This window comes from Nocardia sp. JCM 38205 (assembly GCF_058222935.1).
Map to the genome: position 1 here is coordinate 456,527 of NZ_JBYHFL010000003.1, position 19,896 is coordinate 476,422.

The 19,896-nt window shown below is 67.6% G+C and carries 17 protein-coding genes and 4 tRNA genes; 13 read left to right on the forward strand and 8 right to left on the reverse strand.

Going from position 1 to position 19,896, the window contains the following annotated elements:
• Positions 1-187: 187 nt before the first annotated feature.
• A tRNA-Lys gene (locus tag AC4HOU_RS13880) sits at positions 188-260 on the reverse strand.
• A gap of 768 nt (positions 261-1,028) precedes the next feature.
• Between AC4HOU_RS13880 and AC4HOU_RS13885 the strand changes: the two genes are divergently transcribed.
• The 7 genes from AC4HOU_RS13885 (at position 1,029) to AC4HOU_RS13915 (ending at position 4,840) form a co-directional block, all read left to right on the forward strand.
• Complete coding sequence (locus tag AC4HOU_RS13885) at positions 1,029-1,694, forward strand: TetR/AcrR family transcriptional regulator (protein WP_048832707.1); 666 nt, start codon at positions 1,029-1,031, stop codon at positions 1,692-1,694.
• Positions 1,695-1,789: 95 nt separating this feature from the next.
• A tRNA-Glu gene (locus tag AC4HOU_RS13890) sits at positions 1,790-1,862 on the forward strand.
• A 30-nt stretch (positions 1,863-1,892) separates the two neighbouring features.
• Positions 1,893-1,966 (forward strand) — tRNA-Asp (locus AC4HOU_RS13895).
• A gap of 58 nt (positions 1,967-2,024) precedes the next feature.
• Positions 2,025-2,098, forward strand: a tRNA-Phe gene (locus tag AC4HOU_RS13900).
• Between the two features lie 185 nt (positions 2,099-2,283).
• Positions 2,284-3,594 (forward strand): trypsin-like serine peptidase, encoded by a 1,311-nt coding sequence (locus AC4HOU_RS13905; protein ID WP_218586426.1) that lies wholly within the window; start codon positions 2,284-2,286, stop codon positions 3,592-3,594.
• 108 nt (positions 3,595-3,702) lie between these two features.
• Positions 3,703-3,888 carry a hypothetical protein gene (locus AC4HOU_RS13910; RefSeq protein WP_163814226.1) on the forward strand — a complete coding sequence of 62 codons (186 nt, stop codon included), beginning with the start codon at positions 3,703-3,705 and terminating at the stop codon, positions 3,886-3,888.
• 232 nt (positions 3,889-4,120) lie between these two features.
• Complete coding sequence (locus tag AC4HOU_RS13915; RefSeq protein WP_178128013.1) at positions 4,121-4,840, forward strand: polyprenol monophosphomannose synthase; 720 nt, start codon at positions 4,121-4,123, stop codon at positions 4,838-4,840.
• A gap of 109 nt (positions 4,841-4,949) precedes the next feature.
• Here AC4HOU_RS13915 and AC4HOU_RS13920 read toward each other — a convergent pair whose 3' ends face one another.
• On the reverse strand, positions 4,950-6,407 hold the full coding sequence (locus AC4HOU_RS13920) for an HAD-IB family hydrolase (RefSeq protein ID WP_490724582.1): 1,458 nt from the start codon (positions 6,405-6,407) through the stop codon (positions 4,950-4,952).
• Positions 6,408-6,424: 17 nt separating this feature from the next.
• Complete coding sequence (locus AC4HOU_RS13925; protein ID WP_490724583.1) at positions 6,425-8,878, reverse strand: glycerol-3-phosphate 1-O-acyltransferase; 2,454 nt, start codon at positions 8,876-8,878, stop codon at positions 6,425-6,427.
• 175 nt (positions 8,879-9,053) lie between these two features.
• Here AC4HOU_RS13925 and AC4HOU_RS13930 point away from each other — a divergent pair, with 175 nt between their 5' ends.
• A complete protein-coding gene (locus tag AC4HOU_RS13930; protein ID WP_163814229.1) occupies positions 9,054-10,367 on the forward strand; it encodes a salicylate synthase in 1,314 nt (437 codons plus the stop codon).
• Between the two features lie 157 nt (positions 10,368-10,524).
• Here AC4HOU_RS13930 and AC4HOU_RS13935 read toward each other — a convergent pair whose 3' ends face one another.
• Positions 10,525-12,162: a (2,3-dihydroxybenzoyl)adenylate synthase gene (locus AC4HOU_RS13935; RefSeq protein WP_490724584.1), complete on the reverse strand. Its 1,638-nt coding sequence runs from the start codon at positions 12,160-12,162 to the stop codon at positions 10,525-10,527.
• A gap of 170 nt (positions 12,163-12,332) precedes the next feature.
• Here AC4HOU_RS13935 and AC4HOU_RS13940 point away from each other — a divergent pair, with 170 nt between their 5' ends.
• From AC4HOU_RS13940 to AC4HOU_RS13950, 3 genes are all read left to right on the forward strand, one after another.
• Positions 12,333-13,211, forward strand: a complete 879-nt coding sequence (locus AC4HOU_RS13940; RefSeq protein ID WP_490724585.1) for an oxidoreductase — start codon at positions 12,333-12,335, stop codon at positions 13,209-13,211.
• An 89-nt stretch (positions 13,212-13,300) separates the two neighbouring features.
• Positions 13,301-13,768: a carboxymuconolactone decarboxylase family protein gene (locus tag AC4HOU_RS13945; RefSeq protein WP_163814232.1), complete on the forward strand. Its 468-nt coding sequence runs from the start codon at positions 13,301-13,303 to the stop codon at positions 13,766-13,768.
• A 255-nt stretch (positions 13,769-14,023) separates the two neighbouring features.
• A complete protein-coding gene (locus AC4HOU_RS13950; RefSeq protein WP_163814233.1) occupies positions 14,024-15,115 on the forward strand; it encodes a 3-deoxy-7-phosphoheptulonate synthase in 1,092 nt (363 codons plus the stop codon).
• A 30-nt stretch (positions 15,116-15,145) separates the two neighbouring features.
• On the opposite strand, the gene AC4HOU_RS13955 is transcribed toward AC4HOU_RS13950, so the two are convergent.
• Positions 15,146-15,682 carry a class I SAM-dependent methyltransferase gene (locus tag AC4HOU_RS13955; protein ID WP_194990888.1) on the reverse strand — a complete coding sequence of 179 codons (537 nt, stop codon included), beginning with the start codon at positions 15,680-15,682 and terminating at the stop codon, positions 15,146-15,148.
• Between the two features lie 181 nt (positions 15,683-15,863).
• A complete protein-coding gene (locus tag AC4HOU_RS13960) occupies positions 15,864-16,475 on the reverse strand; it encodes a GNAT family N-acetyltransferase (RefSeq protein WP_490724586.1) in 612 nt (203 codons plus the stop codon).
• Between the two features lie 98 nt (positions 16,476-16,573).
• On the opposite strand from AC4HOU_RS13960, the gene AC4HOU_RS13965 reads away from it, so the two are divergent.
• Positions 16,574-17,497 (forward strand): sigma-70 family RNA polymerase sigma factor, encoded by a 924-nt coding sequence (locus AC4HOU_RS13965; protein WP_490724587.1) that lies wholly within the window; start codon positions 16,574-16,576, stop codon positions 17,495-17,497.
• A gap of 56 nt (positions 17,498-17,553) precedes the next feature.
• Here the strand turns inward: AC4HOU_RS13965 and AC4HOU_RS13970 are convergent, their stop codons facing one another.
• Complete coding sequence (locus AC4HOU_RS13970) at positions 17,554-17,757, reverse strand: hypothetical protein (protein WP_138446200.1); 204 nt, start codon at positions 17,755-17,757, stop codon at positions 17,554-17,556.
• A gap of 200 nt (positions 17,758-17,957) precedes the next feature.
• Here AC4HOU_RS13970 and AC4HOU_RS13975 point away from each other — a divergent pair, with 200 nt between their 5' ends.
• Positions 17,958-19,136: a pyridoxal phosphate-dependent aminotransferase gene (locus AC4HOU_RS13975; protein ID WP_490724588.1), complete on the forward strand. Its 1,179-nt coding sequence runs from the start codon at positions 17,958-17,960 to the stop codon at positions 19,134-19,136.
• A 17-nt stretch (positions 19,137-19,153) separates the two neighbouring features.
• Here the strand turns inward: AC4HOU_RS13975 and AC4HOU_RS13980 are convergent, their stop codons facing one another.
• The gene (locus AC4HOU_RS13980) at positions 19,154-19,798 is read right to left on the reverse strand and encodes a LysE family translocator (RefSeq protein WP_194990886.1); all 645 of its coding nucleotides are present in this window, start codon (positions 19,796-19,798) and stop codon (positions 19,154-19,156) included.
• Between the last annotated feature and the right edge of the window lie 98 nt (positions 19,799-19,896).

The window sequence follows — 19,896 nt, forward strand, 5'->3', positions numbered from 1 at the left end:
TGGGCGAGGACCTACTTTGCCCCATTTCTGCCCCACGCCGGCCACGGATGCTGCCCCACGCCCACGACGTCCCGCTCGCCCGCGGACCTGCGTCGGGCCGCCCGGCAGTACGGAACCACCTGCGGCGGTGCGGATTCGCCCCCGGAAACACCTCGGGCGCCCGATGCGGAACCGGGCGCCCGTGCGGTGCCCCCACCAGGGCTCGAACCTGGGACCTGCGGATTAAAAGTCCGTAGCTCTACCAACTGAGCTATAGGGGCGCGGTTGGCAAGTGTAATGGGCAGGCGTGGTTTCTCGTAACCGGGGGCGGTGGTGAGTCGTCGCGGGCGGACGGGGTGGTACCGGGGCCAGGGGTGTGGCGGCGGGTCCGAGGTGGTGTCACGGGGGCTTGCGGGCGGGGCGAGGGTGGCCTTGGCTGTGCTCGGAGCGGCGATATATCATTCAAACATGTTGCATACCAAGGAGTTTGGATATCCGCGCACGCTGGGCGGTCGATGTCTGCGGCGGTGGCGGGTGTAATGGATTCCGGGTGCGGAACACGGTAGCCGAATACTCCAACGACGCTGTGTCGCTTGCCGATTCGGTATCCGCCGGTCCATCCTAGTTGTTGCGTGATGTTAGCTGCGGCCGGAGTCGGCCTCGCCGGCAACCTCACTCTTACGGTTTGCCGCGTGTCGGGTGACAATTCCGGGTACCGTGGCGAATCGGTGAATTCGGGGCTTCCCATGAGTTGACGCCGCCAGGAGGCAAATCGGGGACGACGGAAAGCGCGACGACGAAAAAGCCCGGATGCGCACCCCCTGCGGCGCACCCGGGCAGGAAAATTATACCAGTCGGTGTGTTTCGGGTTTCTCGCCTAGTTTTCGTACCAAAAGTCTGTATCCGGGGCGAAAACCCTGTTGTAAGTGTTGATAAAACTCATAAATTCGCGCCAATAGCCTGTTTCCATTCGGGCTCGCTTTGGCGGCGAAGGAGCCCGTCGGGGTGGAACCCCTTGGGCTCCACAAGGCTTCGGAGGCGTTTCGAAGATGGCACGGCAGCAAGAGCGGGCCCGCCGGACACGTGCGGCGATAATCAGGTCCGCCGCCGTTGAGTTCGGCAAGAGCGGCTACGCCGCCGCATCGCTCAACCGCATACTGGAAGGATCGCGAGCCACCAAGGGCGCCATGTACTTCCATTTCGATTCCAAGGAAGATCTGGCCAGGGCGGTCCTCGACACCGCACTCGATCGATATCGGTTCTCGGCCGATCGCTGGCTCGCCCGCACCGATCTCGGCCCGCTCGACGTTATGCACGGCATGCTCGACGAGATCGCGCTTCGGCTCGAGCACGACATCATCGTGCAGGCCGAATTCCGGCTCATCATCGAGCCCGACTTCTATCGCGAGGTCCCCAACGGCGGCGGCCGCATCATCGCGCGCGCCACCCGCGCGCTCGCCGTGCGCGCGATCGAACAGGGGCAGCTGCGGGCCGACGCCGACCCCGACCGCTTCGCCCGCACCCTCGCGGCCGCGCTGGCCGGCCAGCGCTACTTCATCGACCTGTTCGGCAACGGGGTCGATCTGCGCTCCCGCTTCCAGGAGGCGCTCGAAGTGGTGATCGAATCCATGTCCACGCCGGAATGGGTGGAGCGGTTCCGGCGTGAGGGCTGGCGCGCGGGCGCTCGCCTGGAAGAGCTCGGTTTAGCCCTCTGACCAGCCGGTTTGGGAAACCTCGCAACCTTGTCATAAGCTATGCGAGCTCCCAACGGACAGCCGTTGTAAAGCCGGTCCGGAGAAATCCGGGACGAGCCCCCTTCGTCTAGCGGCCTAGGACGCCGCCCTTTCAAGGCGGTAGCGCGGGTTCGAATCCCGTAGGGGGTACAGTCTTCGGACTGTGGAGCAGTAGAGCAAGGCCCTGTGGCGCAGTTGGTTAGCGCGCCGCCCTGTCACGGCGGAGGTCGCGGGTTCGAGTCCCGTCAGGGTCGCAAGTAAACGCCGGAGAAATCCGGCGTTTCACGTATGGCATTCCGTTCGGGTGCCTGCGGCCAGGTAGCTCAGTTGGTACGAGCGTCCGCCTGAAAAGCGGAAGGTCGCCGGTTCGATCCCGGCCCTGGCCACCCCATCCCCCTGGCTGAGGACTCGGCTAGGGGATTTTTCGGCTCGTGGTCATGCGCAGGCCCAGTAACGCTTTTGGCGCTCAGGTATCTTGACAAAATCGGGTCTCGCTCGAACAATTTTTCTGTAGCGCGCTATTTGCGCAGCTCGACGATTTCGGTCCGGGCGTGAGGGCCCAGTTCAAGCGGTGCTCGAAACCGTGGACGGCGACACCATCGTCATTCCGAACCTGAAGGTGGCTAGATTACGCCGCTGTGTCCGTTGGGGCGGGCTGGTGCCCTGGTCATCGCGTCGCCGTGCGCGCCGCGGGTTCTTCAACGACAGCAACGCCCAGATGTCCCTGGCCGGCATCTGGAATGCCCGCTCGAGCAGGCCGCGACGAGTCCGGCCTCGAAACCCGGTCATCGGTGGCGATGCGAGTGATGCCAGCGGGCGAAGGCAGTTCGCCGCCGTCTACCCGCAGATCCTCTTCCAGGTCGGGATCAGAAAAACGCAGGAAGGTGACGTGATGTCGTACGACAGCGAAGGCACAACGTCAGAGTCGGACCGGCCGCTGACTTGGGCCGAACTACGCGATCAACTGGAGACTTTCGAGGCCGCTGAAGAAGCCGACGTGCCGGAAAATCTTTCCGCGCTCTGGTCGGACCTTGCGGATCCGGGAGACGCCAAGGCGGTGTTCATCGACAAGGGGATGGGTGCCGATGATCCGATACAACCGCAACGACCGGACTGGGTGGGGTCGACGCTGCGTCCGAAGGCCCCGCCACGACCGCGGCCGCCACGGCTGGAACTCCGTGGTGTGCCGTTCAAGCCCTTGATCATCTATCCGCCGGACGACCGCAACATCTACAGCGACCTCAGGTACCCGTGGGTCTGCGTATGCCACATCCAGGGCCGGGTGGCGGCCGGATCGGGAGTCATCGTCGGGCCTCGGCATGTTCTCACCGCGAGCCACGTCGTCGACTGGGGTGGCCCGGCCGAGGTGATTCAAGTGCACCGCGCGGGTTCGGCGATCCAGGCCACCGCACGAACGTTCCGGCGGATGGCCTTCACCAAGCTCACCAGCGATCCCACCTATTCCACGATCGACGAGGATTACGCGGTCTTGGTGACCGACCAGCGGCTCGGGGACCGGTTCGGCTCTTTGGGCGTGCGGACCTACGACAGCTCATGGGACGACGAAAACGTCTGGTGGAATATCGGATACGCCGGCGACATCCCGACCGGGGCGGCCGCCACGTTTCCCTACTTCCAGCGGGACAAGAAGATGGACGAGGATGAGTGGGACTACGGCAGTGGCCGGGCGATGACGACCGCCGCAGATTTCAGGCCGAGGCAGTCCGGTAGTCCCATGTTCGGGTTCTGGACGGACGGGCCCTACGTCGTCGCCGTCGCCGCGGCTGTCGGCGAGATCGTGTTGTCGGGCGAGGAGAACTGGTGCTCGGGTGGCAGCGATCTCACCCGGTTGGTGCGCGAGGCGATCGCAAGCTTTCCGTAGTCCGGAAGTGTTCGCCCGATCACTCCCGGGAGTGATCGGGCGCGAACCGGCGCGGATGGTCGGCTCATTTCCGATGTCGGCCGGCAGGCTCGGTGGAATGCTGGGGGTATGGCTGATTCCTGGTATTACTGCCTCAAGCACAAGCGGGCCGAGCAGGGGAAACGGTGCTGGTTTGCGGATCGGCTCGGGCCGTTTCCGGATCAGGCGACGGCGGAGCGGGCGTTGGAGATCGTGCGGGAACGCAATGCCGCCGAGGACGCGCGGGACCAGCAGTGGCGTGACGGAGGTAACTGAGCGAGGTCCAAGAACAGGCGGGCGGGGGCTGGGCGGCAAACGCATTCGGGCGAACGGTGGTGTTCGCAAGATCACCGGATGTGCGTCGGGCGCGGTGAGATGGCAGAGTGTGGGCCTGGTGCGCTGAATTCGCGGGGAGGCGGATCAGCTACCGTTCACGAGAAATCAGACGATCGCTCGCGGCCTGCGTACGGGTTCCCGGGCGCGACCAGGTGAGCAGGGAGGGCGACCCTTGAGGGTTACCGTTGTTGTGCCGACCTACAACGAGCGCGAAAATCTGCCCGTTGCGGTGGAACGGCTGACCGCGCTACCGGTGGCCGACCTGCACGTGCTCGTGGTGGACGACAACTCGCCGGACGGCACCGGCGAAGTCGCCGACAAGCTCGCCGCCGAACTCCCCAACGTCGTAGGCGTACTGCACCGCACCGAGAAGGACGGCCTCGGCCGCGCCTACATCGCGGGCATCACCCGCGCCCTCGACGAAGGCGCCGACGTGGTGATCCAGATGGACGCCGATCTCTCCCACCCCGCCGAAGTCATCCCGGCCATGCTGGACAAGCTCACCAGCACCGACGCCGGAGTCGTGCTCGGCTCGCGCTACGTGCCCGGCGGCTCCACCGCCGAGGAATGGAAGTGGTACCGCAAGGCCCTCTCGGCTTGGGCGAACTTCTACGTCAACCTGATCCTGCGCTTGGGCGTCAAGGACGCCACCGCGGGCTTCAAGGCCTGGAAGGCCGACACCCTGCGCGCCATCGACGTCGGCTCGATCCGCAGCAACGGCTACTCGTTCCAGGTCGAGATGAACTACCGCACCGTCAAGAAGGGCATCACCATCGCCGAGGTGCCCATCCGCTTCGAGGAACGCACCCTCGGCGCCTCCAAGATGAGCCTCAAGGTGCAGCTGGAATCGGCGCTCATGCCGTGGAAGCTGCTCTTCGGCCGCGCGGTCTGACCCGCGCCACAATTCGGCGAACGGCCCGCATCCCACCAGGATGCGGGCCGTAGTCGTGTATGACCGAGCCTGGTTGGCGCGGGCAGTGGCCGCGATGAGCGCCTGGGGCCTACTCCGGCCAGTCGAGCAACGTATCGATGAACAGCTGACGCACCCGCTCCACGTCGTCATGCATATTCGCCGGATCCCACCCGCTGACGTCGATCGGATCCAGCACCGCCACATCCACCACACCCGGACGCACCACCATCGAATCGCGCCACGACACCTCGCCCGCATTGCGGATCACCACCGGAATCACCGGCACCCCCGCCTGGATCGCGATATGGAACGCGCCCTTCTTGAACCGGCCCACTTCGGGCGTGAAGGAGCGGGTGCCCTCCGGCGCCACCGCGATGGACAGCCCATCGCGCAAGGTGTGCACCACCGGTTCGAGCGACGCCTTGGCGCGAGCGGTATCGGTACGGTCGATGAAGGTGACGCCGACGAACCGCATCAGCGGCCCGAACACCGGATTCTTGGTCAGCTCCTTTTTCCCGATGCCGGTGACCCCGCCGCCGAGCACGGCCGGGACGACGATCACGTCGTACTGGCTCTGATGATTGAAGACGAACACCGCAGGCCGCGGCGAACGGGCATTGTGCTCGCCGGTGACCCGCAACCGGACTCCGGTGGCGCGCAGGGTGGCGCCGGTGCCGAACTTCATCAGGGCGTCGGCCATCGACCTGCGGTCGCGGGTGTAGGACTTCACCAGGACTCCGGTGATCGCACCGGCGATGAGGGCGGCGAAGCCCGCGACCGTGCGGGCGATGTCCACGCGGCGCGCCGGACGGCGCGGGCGAAAGGAGAGCGCGGGCCAGTCCTTTTCGGCGCAGGTGACAGACAGTGCCGGATCGGGATTCACCGCGATCGGAAATCCCACCGACGACAAGGTCGGCAGGTCGGTGTCGTCGGCGGCATAGGCGAAGCTGGTGCGCAGTTCGATACCGGACGCGGCGGCGAACTCTCGGATCGCCTCGGCCTTCCCCGAGCGCCAGAGGGCCCGGCCGTCGGGATATCCGGTCAGCACGCCGTCCTCGGTGGCCATCCGGGTGCAGAGGGTGTGCTCGATGCCGAGGGCGGCCGCGACCGGTTCGAGGGTGAACCGGGTGCCGGAGGAGACCAGGACGACGGTATGCCCGGCCGCTCGGTGAGCCCGGATCAGCCGCCACGCCTCCGGATGGATGCGCCCGTAGAGCGTGCGTCTGAACAGCCTGGCACCGATCTCGTCGAGATCGGATTCGGTCGAGCCGGCCAGCGCCTGGGCAGCTGCGCCGAGAAACCGGCCGTGCGAACCGTCGTCCGGGTGAGCGCGGATACCGTCGAGCAGCACCCGGGCCAGCTGCTGGTCGCGATCGCCGCTGCGCCGAGGCAACGGGCGATGCGACGGCGCGGACTCGAATCCGTCGAGCACGACGCCGCCCAGCTCGAACACCGCCGCGACACCCGGCCCCTGCGGCCCGACCCGGATCGCGGCCAGCACCGACTCGATATCGGAATGCGCGGCATCCAGTTCCAGCGCGCTCATCCGCTCCTCGCTGCCCACTATCGCTCCGAGACCGGGAGATTGGACGGATCGAGCGCCGCGGCGCGCGCGATCCGGATTCCGATGACGCGCAGCCGTTCGGCGAATTCGGCACGACGGTCGGCCAACCCGGTGGCATCGTCGGGTTCGACCAGATCGTAGTTGGCGGCCAATTTGAGTGCACTGGTGAACAATTCGGTCGAGACCGATTCGGGGCTGTGCAGCCGCTGCTGCAACAGCATCTGCTTACCCACCGCGACGCATTCGTCGATGAACTGTTTGCGGTCCTCGATCGCCGCATCGCCGCGATCGGCCAGCCGCTCGGCCACCACCAGCTGGGCGTCGAAGAACGAGCGCAGCACCCGGTGGGCCATCATGAAGCCGGAGGCGGTGAGCTGGGCCAGGATCTCCACGCTCAGGGTGTCTCTGGTGCGGTGGTTCCAGTCCGGGTCGATCAGTAGCATCTCGGCGGTCAGCTGCTCGGAGAACTCGTTGCGTTCGGGGAAGAAGAACTCGAATTTGAGCAGGTCACGTAGTCGGAAGGCCTCTTCCCAGCCGGTGCGCAGTGGGTCGGTGTCGGCGCCGTCGTCGAGTTCCTGGGTGGCCTTGTCGACCGCCGCCAGGATCGACAGTTCCACGATCGCCCGGTTGACGAACCAGTGCACGGCGCTGTTGCGGTAGAACGCCGCCTCCAGATAGGCCCCGGATTCGATGGAGTAGACCGGCTCCAGCCCGCCGCGATACACCGTGACCACCTTGGCCAGCGACAACTGCTCCAGCACCACCTCGAGGCTCTGCTCATCGCGCAGCGCCGCCACCTCACCGCGCGGCAGATCGCGGCGCTCGATGTAATCGAGCACCGGCGCCAGCAGATCGCACACTTCGCGCAGGGTGAGCGCGCGTTCGTGCACGCCGAGCAGGGCGAGGGTGGCCAGCGCGTTGACGGTGATCGGGGTGACCTCGTTGATGCCGACGGCTATCTCGAACGCCAGCCGCTGCACCGCTTTACGTTCCAGCTCGCCCACCTCGTCGCCGGCGTCGATGATAGGCGGCGCGGTGCCGTCGGCACGGTGCAGCGGAATCGACAGCGGCGGCGCGGTGAGCGGGTCGCCGTGCGCGGCCAGCCGCTCCCGCGCCGATAGCGGCGCGCCGAACCGCACGTAGACGTGGCCGGCCGAATGTTGCTGGCTGCGCACATACCTGGCCAGCCACGCCAAGCCCTCGGGTTTCTTCTTGCCGCCCGATTGTTCGCTGGCGATGGCGCCGAGCTCGTTGAGGCGTTCGTAGGTGATCGACACCGGCACCAGCATCACGTCGTCGATGCGGTTCCAGCGCACGGCGGCGGCCAGATAATTCAGCAGGCCGTAGCGCGGTGGGCGCAGTTTGCCGGTGCGGGTACGTCCGCCCTCGAAATACCATTCCAGGTTGAACCGTTTGGCCAGCAGGTAGCCGAAGTACTCCTCGACGACGGCCTTGTAGACCTCATCGTCGCCGAAGCTGCGCCGGATGAAGATCGTGCCGGTACGCCGGGCGATCGGCCCCATCGGCCAGAAGCGCAGGTTGGCCCCGCCGATGACGTGGTTGGGCGGGAAATCATTGCGGGCGAGCACATCACCGAGGACGAAGGCGTCGACGTAGGAGCGGTGCGAGGGCAGGAACACCAGCGGGTAGCGGCGGTTGAAATCACGCAGGGCGTCGAGGCCGGATTCGTCGCAGTCCACCTTCCAGGTCGAGGCGTGCACCGGCCGCATGGCCTGGGTGAACAGATCCGAGACCAGCCTGCTCTGCGCGGCGACCAGCTCATGCAGCGACTTCTTGGCCCTGCGATACACCTCGTGTCTGCTCGCGCCGATGCGGTCGGCGATGAGATCGAGCCTGCGCAGGAAGTCCGGCGAATCGAGGATCTCCTCGGCCACCAGCCGCGGCACCTTGTACCGATCGCCGATGACGGTGCGTTCGGCGCGTTCCAATGCGAGCACACCCGCGCGCAGGATCGCGCGCGCGAACGGCTCCGAGGTGCCCGCGATATCCAGCGCCGCCGCCTCGGGATTATTGGCGCGCAGCTCGCTGAGCCGGGCCGGACGGCCGGTGAGCACGACATGGCGGTCCGGCTCGCGGCGCACCAGCCTGCGCTGGGCCAGCCGATGCGGTTTGCGCGGGTTGGTGAGCGTGGCCAGATCGGCGAAGGTGGTGCGGCGAACGCCCTCGCGTTCGGGCGGCAGCCAGAGCACTCGGACCGGAACCACCAGCGGATTGTCGGTGCGGCCGGTCAATCGGTCGGCGATGGCATCGGCGTCGAGGTCGATCTGAGTGACGGGTGCGTCGGTGCCCAGTTCGGCGGTGAGGCCGCCGTCGGCCAGCCAGGCGCCGACCAGTTCGCGTTCCACCCGGGAGCTCGCCTCGACCAGGGCGACCACCGAGCCGATGGCCGGCTCATCCGAGCTGCGGGCCGGTGCGCCGCCGCGATCGATCATGTGTGGTCCCTCCGCTGAAACGACGATCCCTCTATTCAAGCCCGCCAGCGGGATCCGCGCAGGAACTCCGGACCGAGAGTCTCTTCCCCGCTGTGGTTGCGGGCACAGTATCGTCCGGTACAGGTAATGCTAACCTTACCTATCAAAGTTAGGTCAGCATAACCTTGGAGGATCGTTGTCGACGACGGACGAGCGCTCGCGCGTTGAGTATGTGACCGATCCGGCGGCAGCGATGTCCCGGCTGGCGGCCGATGAACGGTTCGGCGAGTTCGTCATGTACGAACGCCCGGGGGAATGGGTGTTCGCCGCGGACCCGATCGGTGGCGTCGAGCTGGACGTGGAGGAACTGCGGGTCAGCTGGAACGGCGAGACCACCGCCAGCGCGTGGGAGGGCAGCCCGGCCGCCGTGGTCGACCGTGCGCTCGGCACGCTGCCGCTGGAAGGCCGCAACGCCTACGGCTGGATCGGCTTCGAATTCTGTGCCTGGTCGCTGGGCGCCACCGCGCATCTGCGGCCGCGAACCTCGCTGGTGCACCTGATGATTCCGCGGATCGAGGTTGTCGTCGGTGAGGCCGGTGTGCGAATCAGCGGTGCCACCGACGCCGAGACCGACGTCATCCACGAGCTGATCGCCGGCTCGCAGGGCCTTGACCTGCCGGTGCCGCATCCGGTCGACATCCGGGTCGACCCCACCGGCTATCAGGGCCGGGTCGCCGAGGCCATTGCCGAGATCAACGCCGGGCAGTACCAGAAGGTCATCCTGTCGCGGAAGGTCGATCTACCCTTCGCTGTCGACGTTCCGGCCACCTACCGGCTCGGCCGGGCCAACAACACTCCGGCGCGGTCGTTCCTGCTGCGATTGGGCGGTCTGGAGGCTGCCGGTTTCAGCCCGGAATTGGTCGCCTCCGTCGACGAGGACCGGGTCGTCACCACCGAACCGCTCGCCGGCACCAGGGCCTTCGGCCTCGGCGATCAGATCGACCTGGCCGCCCGCGCCGATCTGCTCGCCGACCCCAAGGAGATCGTCGAGCACGCGATCTCCGTGCAGACCTCCTTCGCCGAGATCGCCGCGGTCGCGGATCCGGGTACTCCCGCCGTCTCGGATTTCATGGCGGTGCGTGAGCGCGGCAGTGTCCAGCATCTGGCCTCCACCGTGCGCGGACGGCTGGCCGCGGACCGGTCCAGCTGGGACGCGCTGGAGGTGCTGTTCCCGTCGGTGACCGCCTCCGGCATCCCCAAGCGGGCCGGGGTCGATTCGGTGTTCCGGCTCGATCACGATCCGCGCGGACTGTATTCCGGTGCGGTGGTGACGGTGTCGCCCACCGGTGCGCTGGAGGCCACGCTGGTGCTGCGCGCGGTGTATCAGACCACCGAGGGCGCGTGGCTGCGCGCCGGTGCTGGTGTCGTCGGCCAGTCGCGGCCCGAGCGTGAGTTCGAGGAGACCTGCGAGAAGCTCGGCAGCATCGCGCCCTACGTCGTCAAGGCGTAGATCGAAGCCGAATAACGACACGACGAGGGCCGTGCGGTGATTGCCGCACGGCCCTCGGTCGTTCGCCGGTGGCGGGACGATGGCCTGCCGAACAGCCGCGGCCGTGCCCTGCGGCACCGCTGCGGCGTACCGGCGATCGGTTCCGGCGCCGCGGGGATCAGCCCTCGGCTTGCAGCGCCTTCTTGTCGATCTTGCCGACCGCAGTTACGGGCAGGGTCTCGGCCTGACGCAGTACATCGGGCAGCTTGTAGGTGGCAAGGCCGCGCTCGGTGAGGAAGGTCTTGATCTCCACCAGCGTCGGCATCTGCCCATTCACCACCAGTACCGCGCACACCTTCTCGCCGAGGCTCGGATCGGGCAGGCCGACGGCGGCGGCATGCCGGACGGCCGGATGGGCGAGCAGGTGCTCCTCGAGTTCATCGCAGGAGATGTTCTCGCCGCCGCGGTTGATCACGTCCTTGATCCGGCCCGAGACCACCAGATGTCCGCTGGGCAGCTTGCGCACCAGGTCACCGCTGCGGTAGAAGCCGTCGGGGGTGAAGGCGCGCGCATTGTGCTCGGGGGCGCGGTAGTAGCCGCGAATCGTGTACGGGCCCTTGGTGAGCAGCTCACCCTCCTCGCCCGGCGCCACCTCGTTGCCTTCGGCGTCGACCACGCGCACGATATCGGCGGGGGAGAGCGGGCGGCCCTGGGTGGTGCAGATCAGCTCATCGGAATCGTCGAGGCGGGTGTAGTTCAGCAGGCCCTCGGCCATGCCGAACACCTGCTGCAACTTCACGCCGAGCGCAGGCGCGACATCGCGGGCATTGACCTCGGCCAGCTTCGCCCCGCCCACCTGGAGCAGCCGCAGCGAACTCAGATCGGGCTCTTCCCATTCCACTGCCGCACACCACAGCTGGGCCAGCGGCGGGACCACCGCGGTCACCGTCACGCGGTGCTGCTGGATGATCGCGAAGGCGTTCTCCGGGCTCGGGTCGGCGACGAACCCCACCGCGCCGCCCACACTGACGGTGCCGAGGATGCCGGGGCAGGCCAGCGGGAAGTTGTGCGCGGCGGGCAGGGTCGCCAGGTAGACGTCGTCTTCGGTGAGTTCGCAGACCTGTGCGCTCGCTGTCGCGTTGTACACGTAATCGTCGTGGGTGCGGGCGATCAGCTTCGGCAAGCCGGTGGTGCCACCCGAAACGAGCATCAGCGCGATGTCGGAGGCGTCGATCTCGGGCAGGCTCGCGCCATCGGCCGCACGGGTATCGCCCAGCGCCGGAATCGAATCCAAGGCGGTGAACTCGCCTGGATCGCCGAGCACCAGCACGTGCCGCAGACCAGGAACGTTCGCGCGGACCGTCGCGGCCAGTTCGCGATAGTCGAAATCGCCTGCCTGATCGGCGATCACGTACGCGACCGCGCCGGACAGGCTGGCCAGGTGCTCGATCTCGGCGCGACGATGCGCCGGCAGCGTGAGCACCGGGATGATGCCCGCGCGCAGCACACCGAACAGCACCGTCAGGAATTCGGCGACATTGGGCAGCTGGACCACCACCCGGTCGCCCGGTGTGAGGCCGAGCGCGAGCAGGCCGTGCGCCATCCGATCGGCTTCGGCGTCGAGCTCGGCGTAGGTGAGCGAGCGCTCGCCGATCAGCGCGGTCCGGGCCGGATGCCGCTGGGCGGTGTCGCGCAGCAGACCGGCCAGGGTGCGTCCGGACCAGTATCCCGCGGCGCGGTACTGGTCGGCCTCGGCCTCGGAAAACGGCACGTAGCCGTCGCGGTGGGTGCCGGATGCGGTGGAAGTGGAACTCACGTCTGCCTCACAAGCGGGATGGGCGGTTCGGGGATAAGTGCGTGCGCGAAACTGGTTCAGTTATGTAGGTAAGGCAACCCTATCTCAGGTGGGTGGGGTGTCGGCGCCGGACCGCGAAGTCGGCCGCTTCTCGACCGCCGCCCACGGCCGACCGCCAGTAGACTCGCCGCATGACTGGCTGGAGCGTCTCCGACATCCCCGATCAGCAGGGCCGGACCGTCATCGTCACCGGCGCCAACAGCGGACTCGGCGCCGTCGCCGCACGGGCCCTGGCCGGTGCGGGCGCGCGGGTGGTGCTCGCCTGTCGCAATGTCGACAAGGGTCGCGTGGTCGCCGAGGAGATCGGTCCGCTCGCCGAGGTGCGCAGGCTCGATCTCGCCGACCTGTCCTCCGTGCGGGAGTTCGCGGCGTCCGTCGACCGGGTCGACGTCCTCATCAACAACGCGGGCGTGATGGCCGTACCGTACGCCCGCACCGCCGACGGCTTCGAGATGCAGATCGGCACAAATCATCTCGGCCATTTCGCGCTCACCGGTCTGCTGCTCGGACGCATCTCCGATCGGGTCGTCACGGTGTCGAGCGATATGCACCGGCTCGGCGTCATCGACCTCGACGATCTCAACTGGCAGCGCCGCAAATATCGCCGCTGGCCGGCCTACGGGCAGGCCAAGTTGGCCAACCTGCTGTTCGCCTACGAACTGCAACGCAGGCTGACCGCGGCCGGCTGGTCGAAACGCTCGGTGGCCGCCCATCCCGGATACGCGGCCACCGAACTCCAGTCGCACACCGAGTCGATTCAGGACCTCGTGATGTCGCTGGGCAATCGGCTGTTCGCGCAGAGCGCCGAGATGGGCGCGCTGCCCGAGCTGTACGCGGCCACCGCCGATGTCGAACCGGGCGGCTATTACGGCCCGACCGGATTCCGTGGCATGCGCGGACATCCGGGCCGAGTGGGGTCGAACGCCCGATCCAGGGATCAGGAAACCGCCCGTGGCCTGTGGAAACTGTCCGAAGAACTGACCGGGGTCAGCTACGACTTCTCGGTGTGACCCAGTTCACGATCGGGCCATGTCACACCTGCCCGGTGCCGCGTCGTCGTCTCGGTGAAGCCAACGAATTCACCGAAGGGGCACCGACAATGGAACCGCGTATGAACCTCCAGGCCAACCCGATCGCCGCCAGCTTCGCCAAGCGACTGGTCACCGCGAGCAAGGTCATCGACGACTCCGGTCTGGCGCCGGCCACCTACGAACTGGTCAAGATCCGCGCCAGCCAGATCAACGGATGCAGCTTCTGCGTCGACATGCACACCAAGGACGCCGCGCACGCCGGTGAAGACCCCACGCGCATCAATCTGGTCGCCGCCTGGCGCGAGGCCACCGTGTTCACCGAGGAGGAGCGTGCCGCACTCACCCTCGCCGAAGAGGCCACCCGCCTCGCCGACGGTGGCGCCATCAGCGATCAGACCTGGGAGCTCGTGCGTAAGTACTACGACGACAACCAGATCGGCGGCCTGATCGCGGCCATCGCGGCGATCAACGCCTGGAACCGGATGAACGCCATCGCCCACACCCCGGCCGGCAGTTACGTTCCCGGCAGTTTCTGATGTGCGGTCCCGGGGCGGTGTGTGGCTGCTCACAACGCGCTACCGCACACCGCCCGGGCGGGCACCGGCCATTCATCCCGTGGTAGCGTGCCTTCCGTGCAGCGCGTGTATTTCTGGTTTAGCAAGCCGGCCCTGGGTGGGCCGGTCTGCGGCAACCGCGCGCGCTGACCAGATTCCCACCCCGAGCCGGATGATGACCGGCTCGACGGGGTTCACCACCGTGGGTCGGCCTGGAGAAAAGGAACCAACCCCACGATGACCACCGCAGTAGACGTCGATTCCCGCCATTCCGATCTCGACGATCAGCGCACCCTCAGCGTCAGCCCGTTACGGTCCCCAGCTGAGGTTCGCCTTGTGCACGCCATCACCGACGAACTCGCCGACACCGTCCGCGCCGGCCGCAAGGCCACCGTCGACGTGCTCAACGGCGATGACGACCGCCTGATGGTGATCGTCGGACCGTGCTCGGTGCACGATCCGGCCGCCGCGCTCGACTACGCGCGCCGCCTGGCCGCCAAGGCCGCCGAACTGGACGACCGGCTGCACGTGGTGATGCGGGTGTACTTCGAGAAGCCGCGCACCACCCTCGGCTGGAAGGGTCTGATCAACGATCCGCACCTGGACGGCAGCTTCGACGTCAACACCGGGCTCGGCATCGGCCGCAAACTGCTCACCGACATCACCGCGCTCGGCCTGCCGGTGGCGTGTGAGTTCCTCGATCCGATCACCCCGCAGTACATCGCGGATCTGGTCTCCTACGGCGCGATCGGCGCCCGCACCGCGGCCAGCCAGGTGCATCGTCAGCTGAGCAGCGCGCTGTCCATGCCGGTCGGCATCAAGAACGGCACCGACGGTGACGTGCAGGTCGCCGTCGACGGCGTGCGCGCGGCCGCGGCCAGCCACGTCTTCCCCGGTACCGACCTCGACGGACGTGCGGCGCTGATCCGCACCACCGGCAACCCGGACTGCCACGTCATCCTGCGCGGCGGCAGCACCGGCCCGAACTACGACGCCGCCTCGGTCGCCGAGGCCTGCCTGCGATTGGAGAAGGCGTCGCTGCCCAAGCGCATCGTCGTCGACGCCAGCCACGGCAACAGCAACAAGGACCACAACAAGCAGGTCGACGTGGTCACCGATATCGCCGACCGGCTTTCGGCCGGTGAGCCCGGCGTAGTCGGTGTGATGCTGGAGAGCTTCATCGAGGCCGGCCGCCAGGACCTGACCCTCGGCCATGCCGAGGAACTCACCTACGGCCAGTCCATCACCGACGCCTGCATCGACTGGAACACCACCGCCGCCCAGCTGGACCGGCTGGCCGAGGCCGTCGCCCGCCGCCGCGAGCGCTGAACTGCCGAGGTCCGCGGTGATCGAGACGATCTACCGGGGCGTGGCGATGACGCCGAGCAGCTCACCCGAGGTGACCGTGCCGACGTCGAAGCCCGCCCCGGTCAGATGGTCGATCAGATTGCGCGGAGGGTCCGCAGGCGCCGTCGAGGTGTGTTCGCCGGGCTGGCCGTAGCCGTAGAACAGGTGCAGCGCACCGCCGGGCGCCAGGGATTCGCGCAGCACCGCCAGTTCCGTGGCGGGATCGCGGGTCCAGAACACATTCACATTGACCGCGAGGATCTTGTCGAACCCGCCCGGCGCCAACTCGGCTGCGTGCGCGGCGGTCAGCTCCTCGAGTGCGAGTTGACGCACCCGGACCCGCCCGGATTCGATCAGCGCCGCATGCCGTTTCGTCGCCCGCTCGACGGCGGTGGCGGAGCGGTCGATACCGACGATGAAGCCGGTGTCCAGCTGTTCGGCCAGCACCGCGAGCGAATCGCTGGACCCGGGACCGATCTCGAGCAGGCGATCGCCCGGGGCGGGATCGATGATCTCGCGGAACCACCGGAATCGCGCATCGCGTGCCATATCGGGAATCTACGCCAGCCCACGCGTATCCATCGGCCGTCCGGGATTGCGGCGATCCAGATAGTCGAGTGTGGAGGACGCGGTGTGGCTCTACGGTGGACGCGCCGCCGCCCCATCGAGGTGGGGTTGGAAGTGAGCCACTGGATGACTCGTCGGAGACGAGGCCGGTGGCTCGCGTCGTTCACGCGGTTCCGGCAGCAGCTGAGCCCGGAAGGTGCTCGGCGAAGGTGTACGCAGGCCAGTCCGTGGCCGGGGTCGCCGGGTCGGTCGCCAATCGCGCACTCATCCAGCTGTCACGCCGGACTCCGCGCTGAGCTGCACCCAGCCTGGCCATACCCTCGTAGTGGAAACCGTTGCGGCGCACCACCGCTGCCGAGGCGTAGTTGCCGACGAAGGCCTGCCAGCTGATTCGCACCAGGCCCATGCCGTCGGCCGCGAATCCGAAACCGCAGACCAGGCGCACAGCTCGTGACATCAGCCCGTTGCCCCGATATTCCGATCCGAGCCAGAAGCCGATCTCGGCGGCCGAGGTGCCGCGGTCCTCGAATCCGATCATGCCGAGGACCGGCCCGTGCTCCGCGCCGCGGATCGCCCAGACCGGGCTGCGGTCCGCCCAACCGGGCTCGACGATCTCGTTGAGGAATCCTTCCGCGGCGATGCGGCGATAGGGCACCGGAATGGTCACCCATTCGCCGATGGACGGCTCCTGGCACAGTTCCGTGATCCTGTCGATATCGGCCGCATGCGGTCGCGACAACCAGACGGTGCCGTCGGTGAGTGTCCGCTCCTCCATCGCCTCATGGTGGCACGGACCCGCCGGTCGGTTCATCGGGTTTTCCGGGAGGTGAGGGCGGCGCGGGTGGATGATCCACGGTCCGTAGACTCCGACTGGTGGTAGCCGCATTGCTCGCAGACCTGTTCGAATCGCATCGGTCGCATCTGCTGTCGGTCGGCTACCGATTGACCGGCAGTGTGGCCGATGCCGAGGACGCGGTGCAGGAGAGCTGGCTGCGGCTGGCCGGTGCCAGGCAGTCCGAGATCGAGGACCTGCGGGCCTGGCTGACGACGGTGGTGAGCCGAATCTGCCTGGACCGCTTGCGCAGCGCGGCCGCCCGGCGGGAAAGCTATGTGGGGCAGTGGCTGCCGGAGCCGGTGGTCACCGCGGTCGGCGCGTCGAGCACGCCCGATCCGCTGGAAGCGGTGGTGCGCAGGCAGGAATTCCGGTTCGCCGCCATGGTGGTGCTGGATTCGCTGACTCCGGCCCAGCGGGTGGCGTTCGTACTGCACGACGGGCTTTCGGTGCCCTTCGACGAGATCGCCGACATTCTGGAGATCACCCCGGACGCGGCCCGTCAGCTGGCCGTGCGCGCTCGCAAGTCGGTGTCGCGGGCTCCGGAGCCGGTCGCCGACGACGATCATGCCGCCGCGGTGCAGCGCCTGCTCGAGGCGCTGATGACGGGTGATGTGCAGGCGGTGACGGCAGCGCTGCATCCGGACGCGGTGATGATCGGCGACGCCAACGGCACCACGTCGACGGCGGTCAATGTGCTGCACGGAGCGGACAAGATCGCCAGGTTCTTCGTCGGGCTGCTGCACAAGTACGGCATGGCCGAGGTCGGGGAGGACTTGCTGCGCAGCATGGAGATCGTCGCGGTCAACGGCCAGCTGGGAGCGCTGGTGCCGGAGCAGGCGGGGGAGGGCCGCTATCCGGGGACACCGCGGCGGGTGGTCGGATTCACGGTGCGCGATGGATTGGTTTGGGGCACTTACGATATCGCCAATCCGGACAAACTCGGGGGCATCCGCGTCGGCTGAGCGGGCGAGCGCCCCCGCCGGACCGGGCCGCGCATCCCGGCCCGACGGGTTCTGCGCTACGGCGTAGCCGAGCCGGTGAACCAGTCGCCGGTCGAGGAACCGGTGCTGTGATCGCCGGTCGACGAACCAAGACCCCAGTCGGGGGTCGAGGAGCCGAAGCCCGCGATCAGGTCATGGGCTACGTCGCGAAGCTGACCCAATAGGAATCCGGCGACCTCCGACGCGGCCGGATTCGCTATCAGGTCGAGGTATGAGGCCATAGACGCCCCTTTCGAGATACCCGCCGCAGCGGGCTGTGAAATAGAACACGGCGAGGCTAGCTGCCTATGGGACAACGCACAACCATGCAGGTAGAAGTCGAAAAATAAATGTGAAACATAGCTGTTCGCTATCTCGTGGCAACGCTAGCGATTCGCGGGCTAATTCTGGCGGGATTTCGCCGCGCTCTAGGCTCGGCGATATGCGCCAGCAACCAGCGACCGTCGCCCGCCTGCGGCCCTTCGGCGCCACGATCTTCGCCGAGATGACCGAACTCGCGGTCCGGCACGACGCGATCAACCTCGGCCAGGGCTTCCCCGATTCCGACGGCCCCGCGGGCATGCTCGAGCTGGCAAGGCAGGCCATCGCCGACGGTCTCAACCAATACCCGCCGGGCCGGGGCATGCCGGTGCTGCGCAGGGCCGTCGCGGCCGACCGGGCACGCCGCTACGGCACCGAATACGACCCGGAATCCGAGGTCCTGGTCACCGTCGGCGCGACCGAGGCGATCAGTGCGGCGGTGCTCGGCCTGGTGGAGCCAGGCCAGGAAGTGGTGCTGATCGAGCCCTACTACGACTCCTATGCCGCTGCCGTTGCGCTCGCGGGCGCGCAGCGGCGCACCGCCAGGCTCGTCGCCGACGGCGACCGATTCGTGCTGGACCTGGACAGTCTGCGTGCCGCGATCACCTCGAAAACCCGGATGATCATGGTGAACTCGCCGCACAACCCCACCGGCGCCGTGCTCGATCGACACGACCTCACCGCCATCGCGGAACTCGCCTGCGAGCACGATCTGCTGGTGCTGGCCGACGAAGTCTATGAACACCTGGTCTTCGACGACGCCGAGCACATCAGCCTGGCCACTCTGCCGGGGATGCGGCAGCGCACACTCGTGGTGTCGAGTGCGGCCAAGACGTTCAGCGTCACCGGGTGGAAGACGGGCTGGGTCTGTGCCGCACCGGAATTGATCGACGGAGTGCTCGCCGCCAAGCAGTTCATGACGTTCGTGGCGGGCGGCCCGTTCCAGCCCGCCGTCGCGCACGCGCTCACCGAGGAACTCGAGTGGGTCGCCGCACTGCGCAGTTCGCTGTCGGACCGGCGGTTACGGCTGTCCTCGGCCTTGGCCGACACCGGCTTCCACGTCTACTCCAGTGCCGGCGGCTATTTCGTCTGCGGCGATATCCGCCCCTTCGGCGCCACCGACGGCCTCGCATTCTGCCGCGAGCTGCCCACCCGGCTCGGCGTGGTCGCGGTTCCGGTCAGCGTGTTCACCGACCATCCCGAGCAGTGGAAGCATCTGGTGCGCTTCACTTTCTGCAAGCGCGACGAGACCCTGGATGAAGGCGTGCGTCGGTTACGCGTCGGCGCGCCCATCGGCTGACGCCGAACGCGTCCGGATCAGGCCGCGACCGGCCGCGCCCGATCGGTGGCCACGACGGCTGCGATCCCGGCCAGCGCGCTCCCCATGACGTAGCGCTGTATCCGCACCCAGACCGGCCGTGCGGTGAAGAACGCGGCGACCTGCCCGGCGCCGAGCACGATCAGCGCGTTGACCGTCAACGCGACGCTGATCTGGATCGCGCCGAGGCACAGGCTCTGCACCCAGACCGGCGTCGGGCCGGGATGCACGAACTGCGGGATGAGCGCCATGTACATGATCGCGATCTTCGGATTCAGCAGATTGGTGACCAGGCCCATGGTGAACAGCCGCCGGACCGGATCGGCGGGCAGCGCGGCCGGCGTGAATACCGACACACCGCCGGGGCGCAGCGCCTGCCAGGCCAGCCACAGCAGGTAGGCGGCGCCGGCCAGCTTCAACGCCAGGTACAAGCCGGGGACCACCGCGAACACCGCCGTGATGCCCGCGACCGCGGCCAGCAGGTACACCCCGAACCCGGCCGCGACGCCGGTCAGCGACACCAGCCCGGCGCGCCTGCCCTGCGACACGGTCCGCGAGACCAGATACATCATGTTGGGTCCGGGGGTGAGCACCATGCCGAGCGCGGCCGCCGCCACACCCGTCATCGCAGCGATCTCGATCATGTGGTCGATCTTCGCGTGCGTGGCGCCCGTACGTCTCGGTCCAGTTGGCCGCCGGTGGTCCGCTCACCGTCGATGAGCAGGGAGTACCGTCGTCGCGG

Coding starts and splice junctions, on each gene's coding strand:
- AC4HOU_RS13885 (WP_048832707.1), top strand. CDS start 1,029: ATGGCACGGCAGCAAGAGCGGGCCCGCCGGACACGTGCGGCGATAATC.
- AC4HOU_RS13910 (WP_163814226.1), top strand. CDS start 3,703: ATGGCTGATTCCTGGTATTACTGCCTCAAGCACAAGCGGGCCGAGCAG.
- AC4HOU_RS13920 (WP_490724582.1), bottom strand. CDS start 6,407: ATGAGCGCGCTGGAACTGGATGCCGCGCATTCCGATATCGAGTCGGTG.
- AC4HOU_RS13925 (WP_490724583.1), bottom strand. CDS start 8,878: ATGATCGATCGCGGCGGCGCACCGGCCCGCAGCTCGGATGAGCCGGCC.
- AC4HOU_RS13940 (WP_490724585.1), top strand. CDS start 12,333: ATGACTGGCTGGAGCGTCTCCGACATCCCCGATCAGCAGGGCCGGACC.
- AC4HOU_RS13945 (WP_163814232.1), top strand. CDS start 13,301: ATGGAACCGCGTATGAACCTCCAGGCCAACCCGATCGCCGCCAGCTTC.
- AC4HOU_RS13950 (WP_163814233.1), top strand. CDS start 14,024: ATGACCACCGCAGTAGACGTCGATTCCCGCCATTCCGATCTCGACGAT.
- AC4HOU_RS13955 (WP_194990888.1), bottom strand. CDS start 15,682: ATGGCACGCGATGCGCGATTCCGGTGGTTCCGCGAGATCATCGATCCC.
- AC4HOU_RS13960 (WP_490724586.1), bottom strand. CDS start 16,475: ATGGAGGAGCGGACACTCACCGACGGCACCGTCTGGTTGTCGCGACCG.
- AC4HOU_RS13970 (WP_138446200.1), bottom strand. CDS start 17,757: ATGGCCTCATACCTCGACCTGATAGCGAATCCGGCCGCGTCGGAGGTC.
- AC4HOU_RS13975 (WP_490724588.1), top strand. CDS start 17,958: ATGCGCCAGCAACCAGCGACCGTCGCCCGCCTGCGGCCCTTCGGCGCC.
- AC4HOU_RS13980 (WP_194990886.1), bottom strand. CDS start 19,798: ATGATCGAGATCGCTGCGATGACGGGTGTGGCGGCGGCCGCGCTCGGC.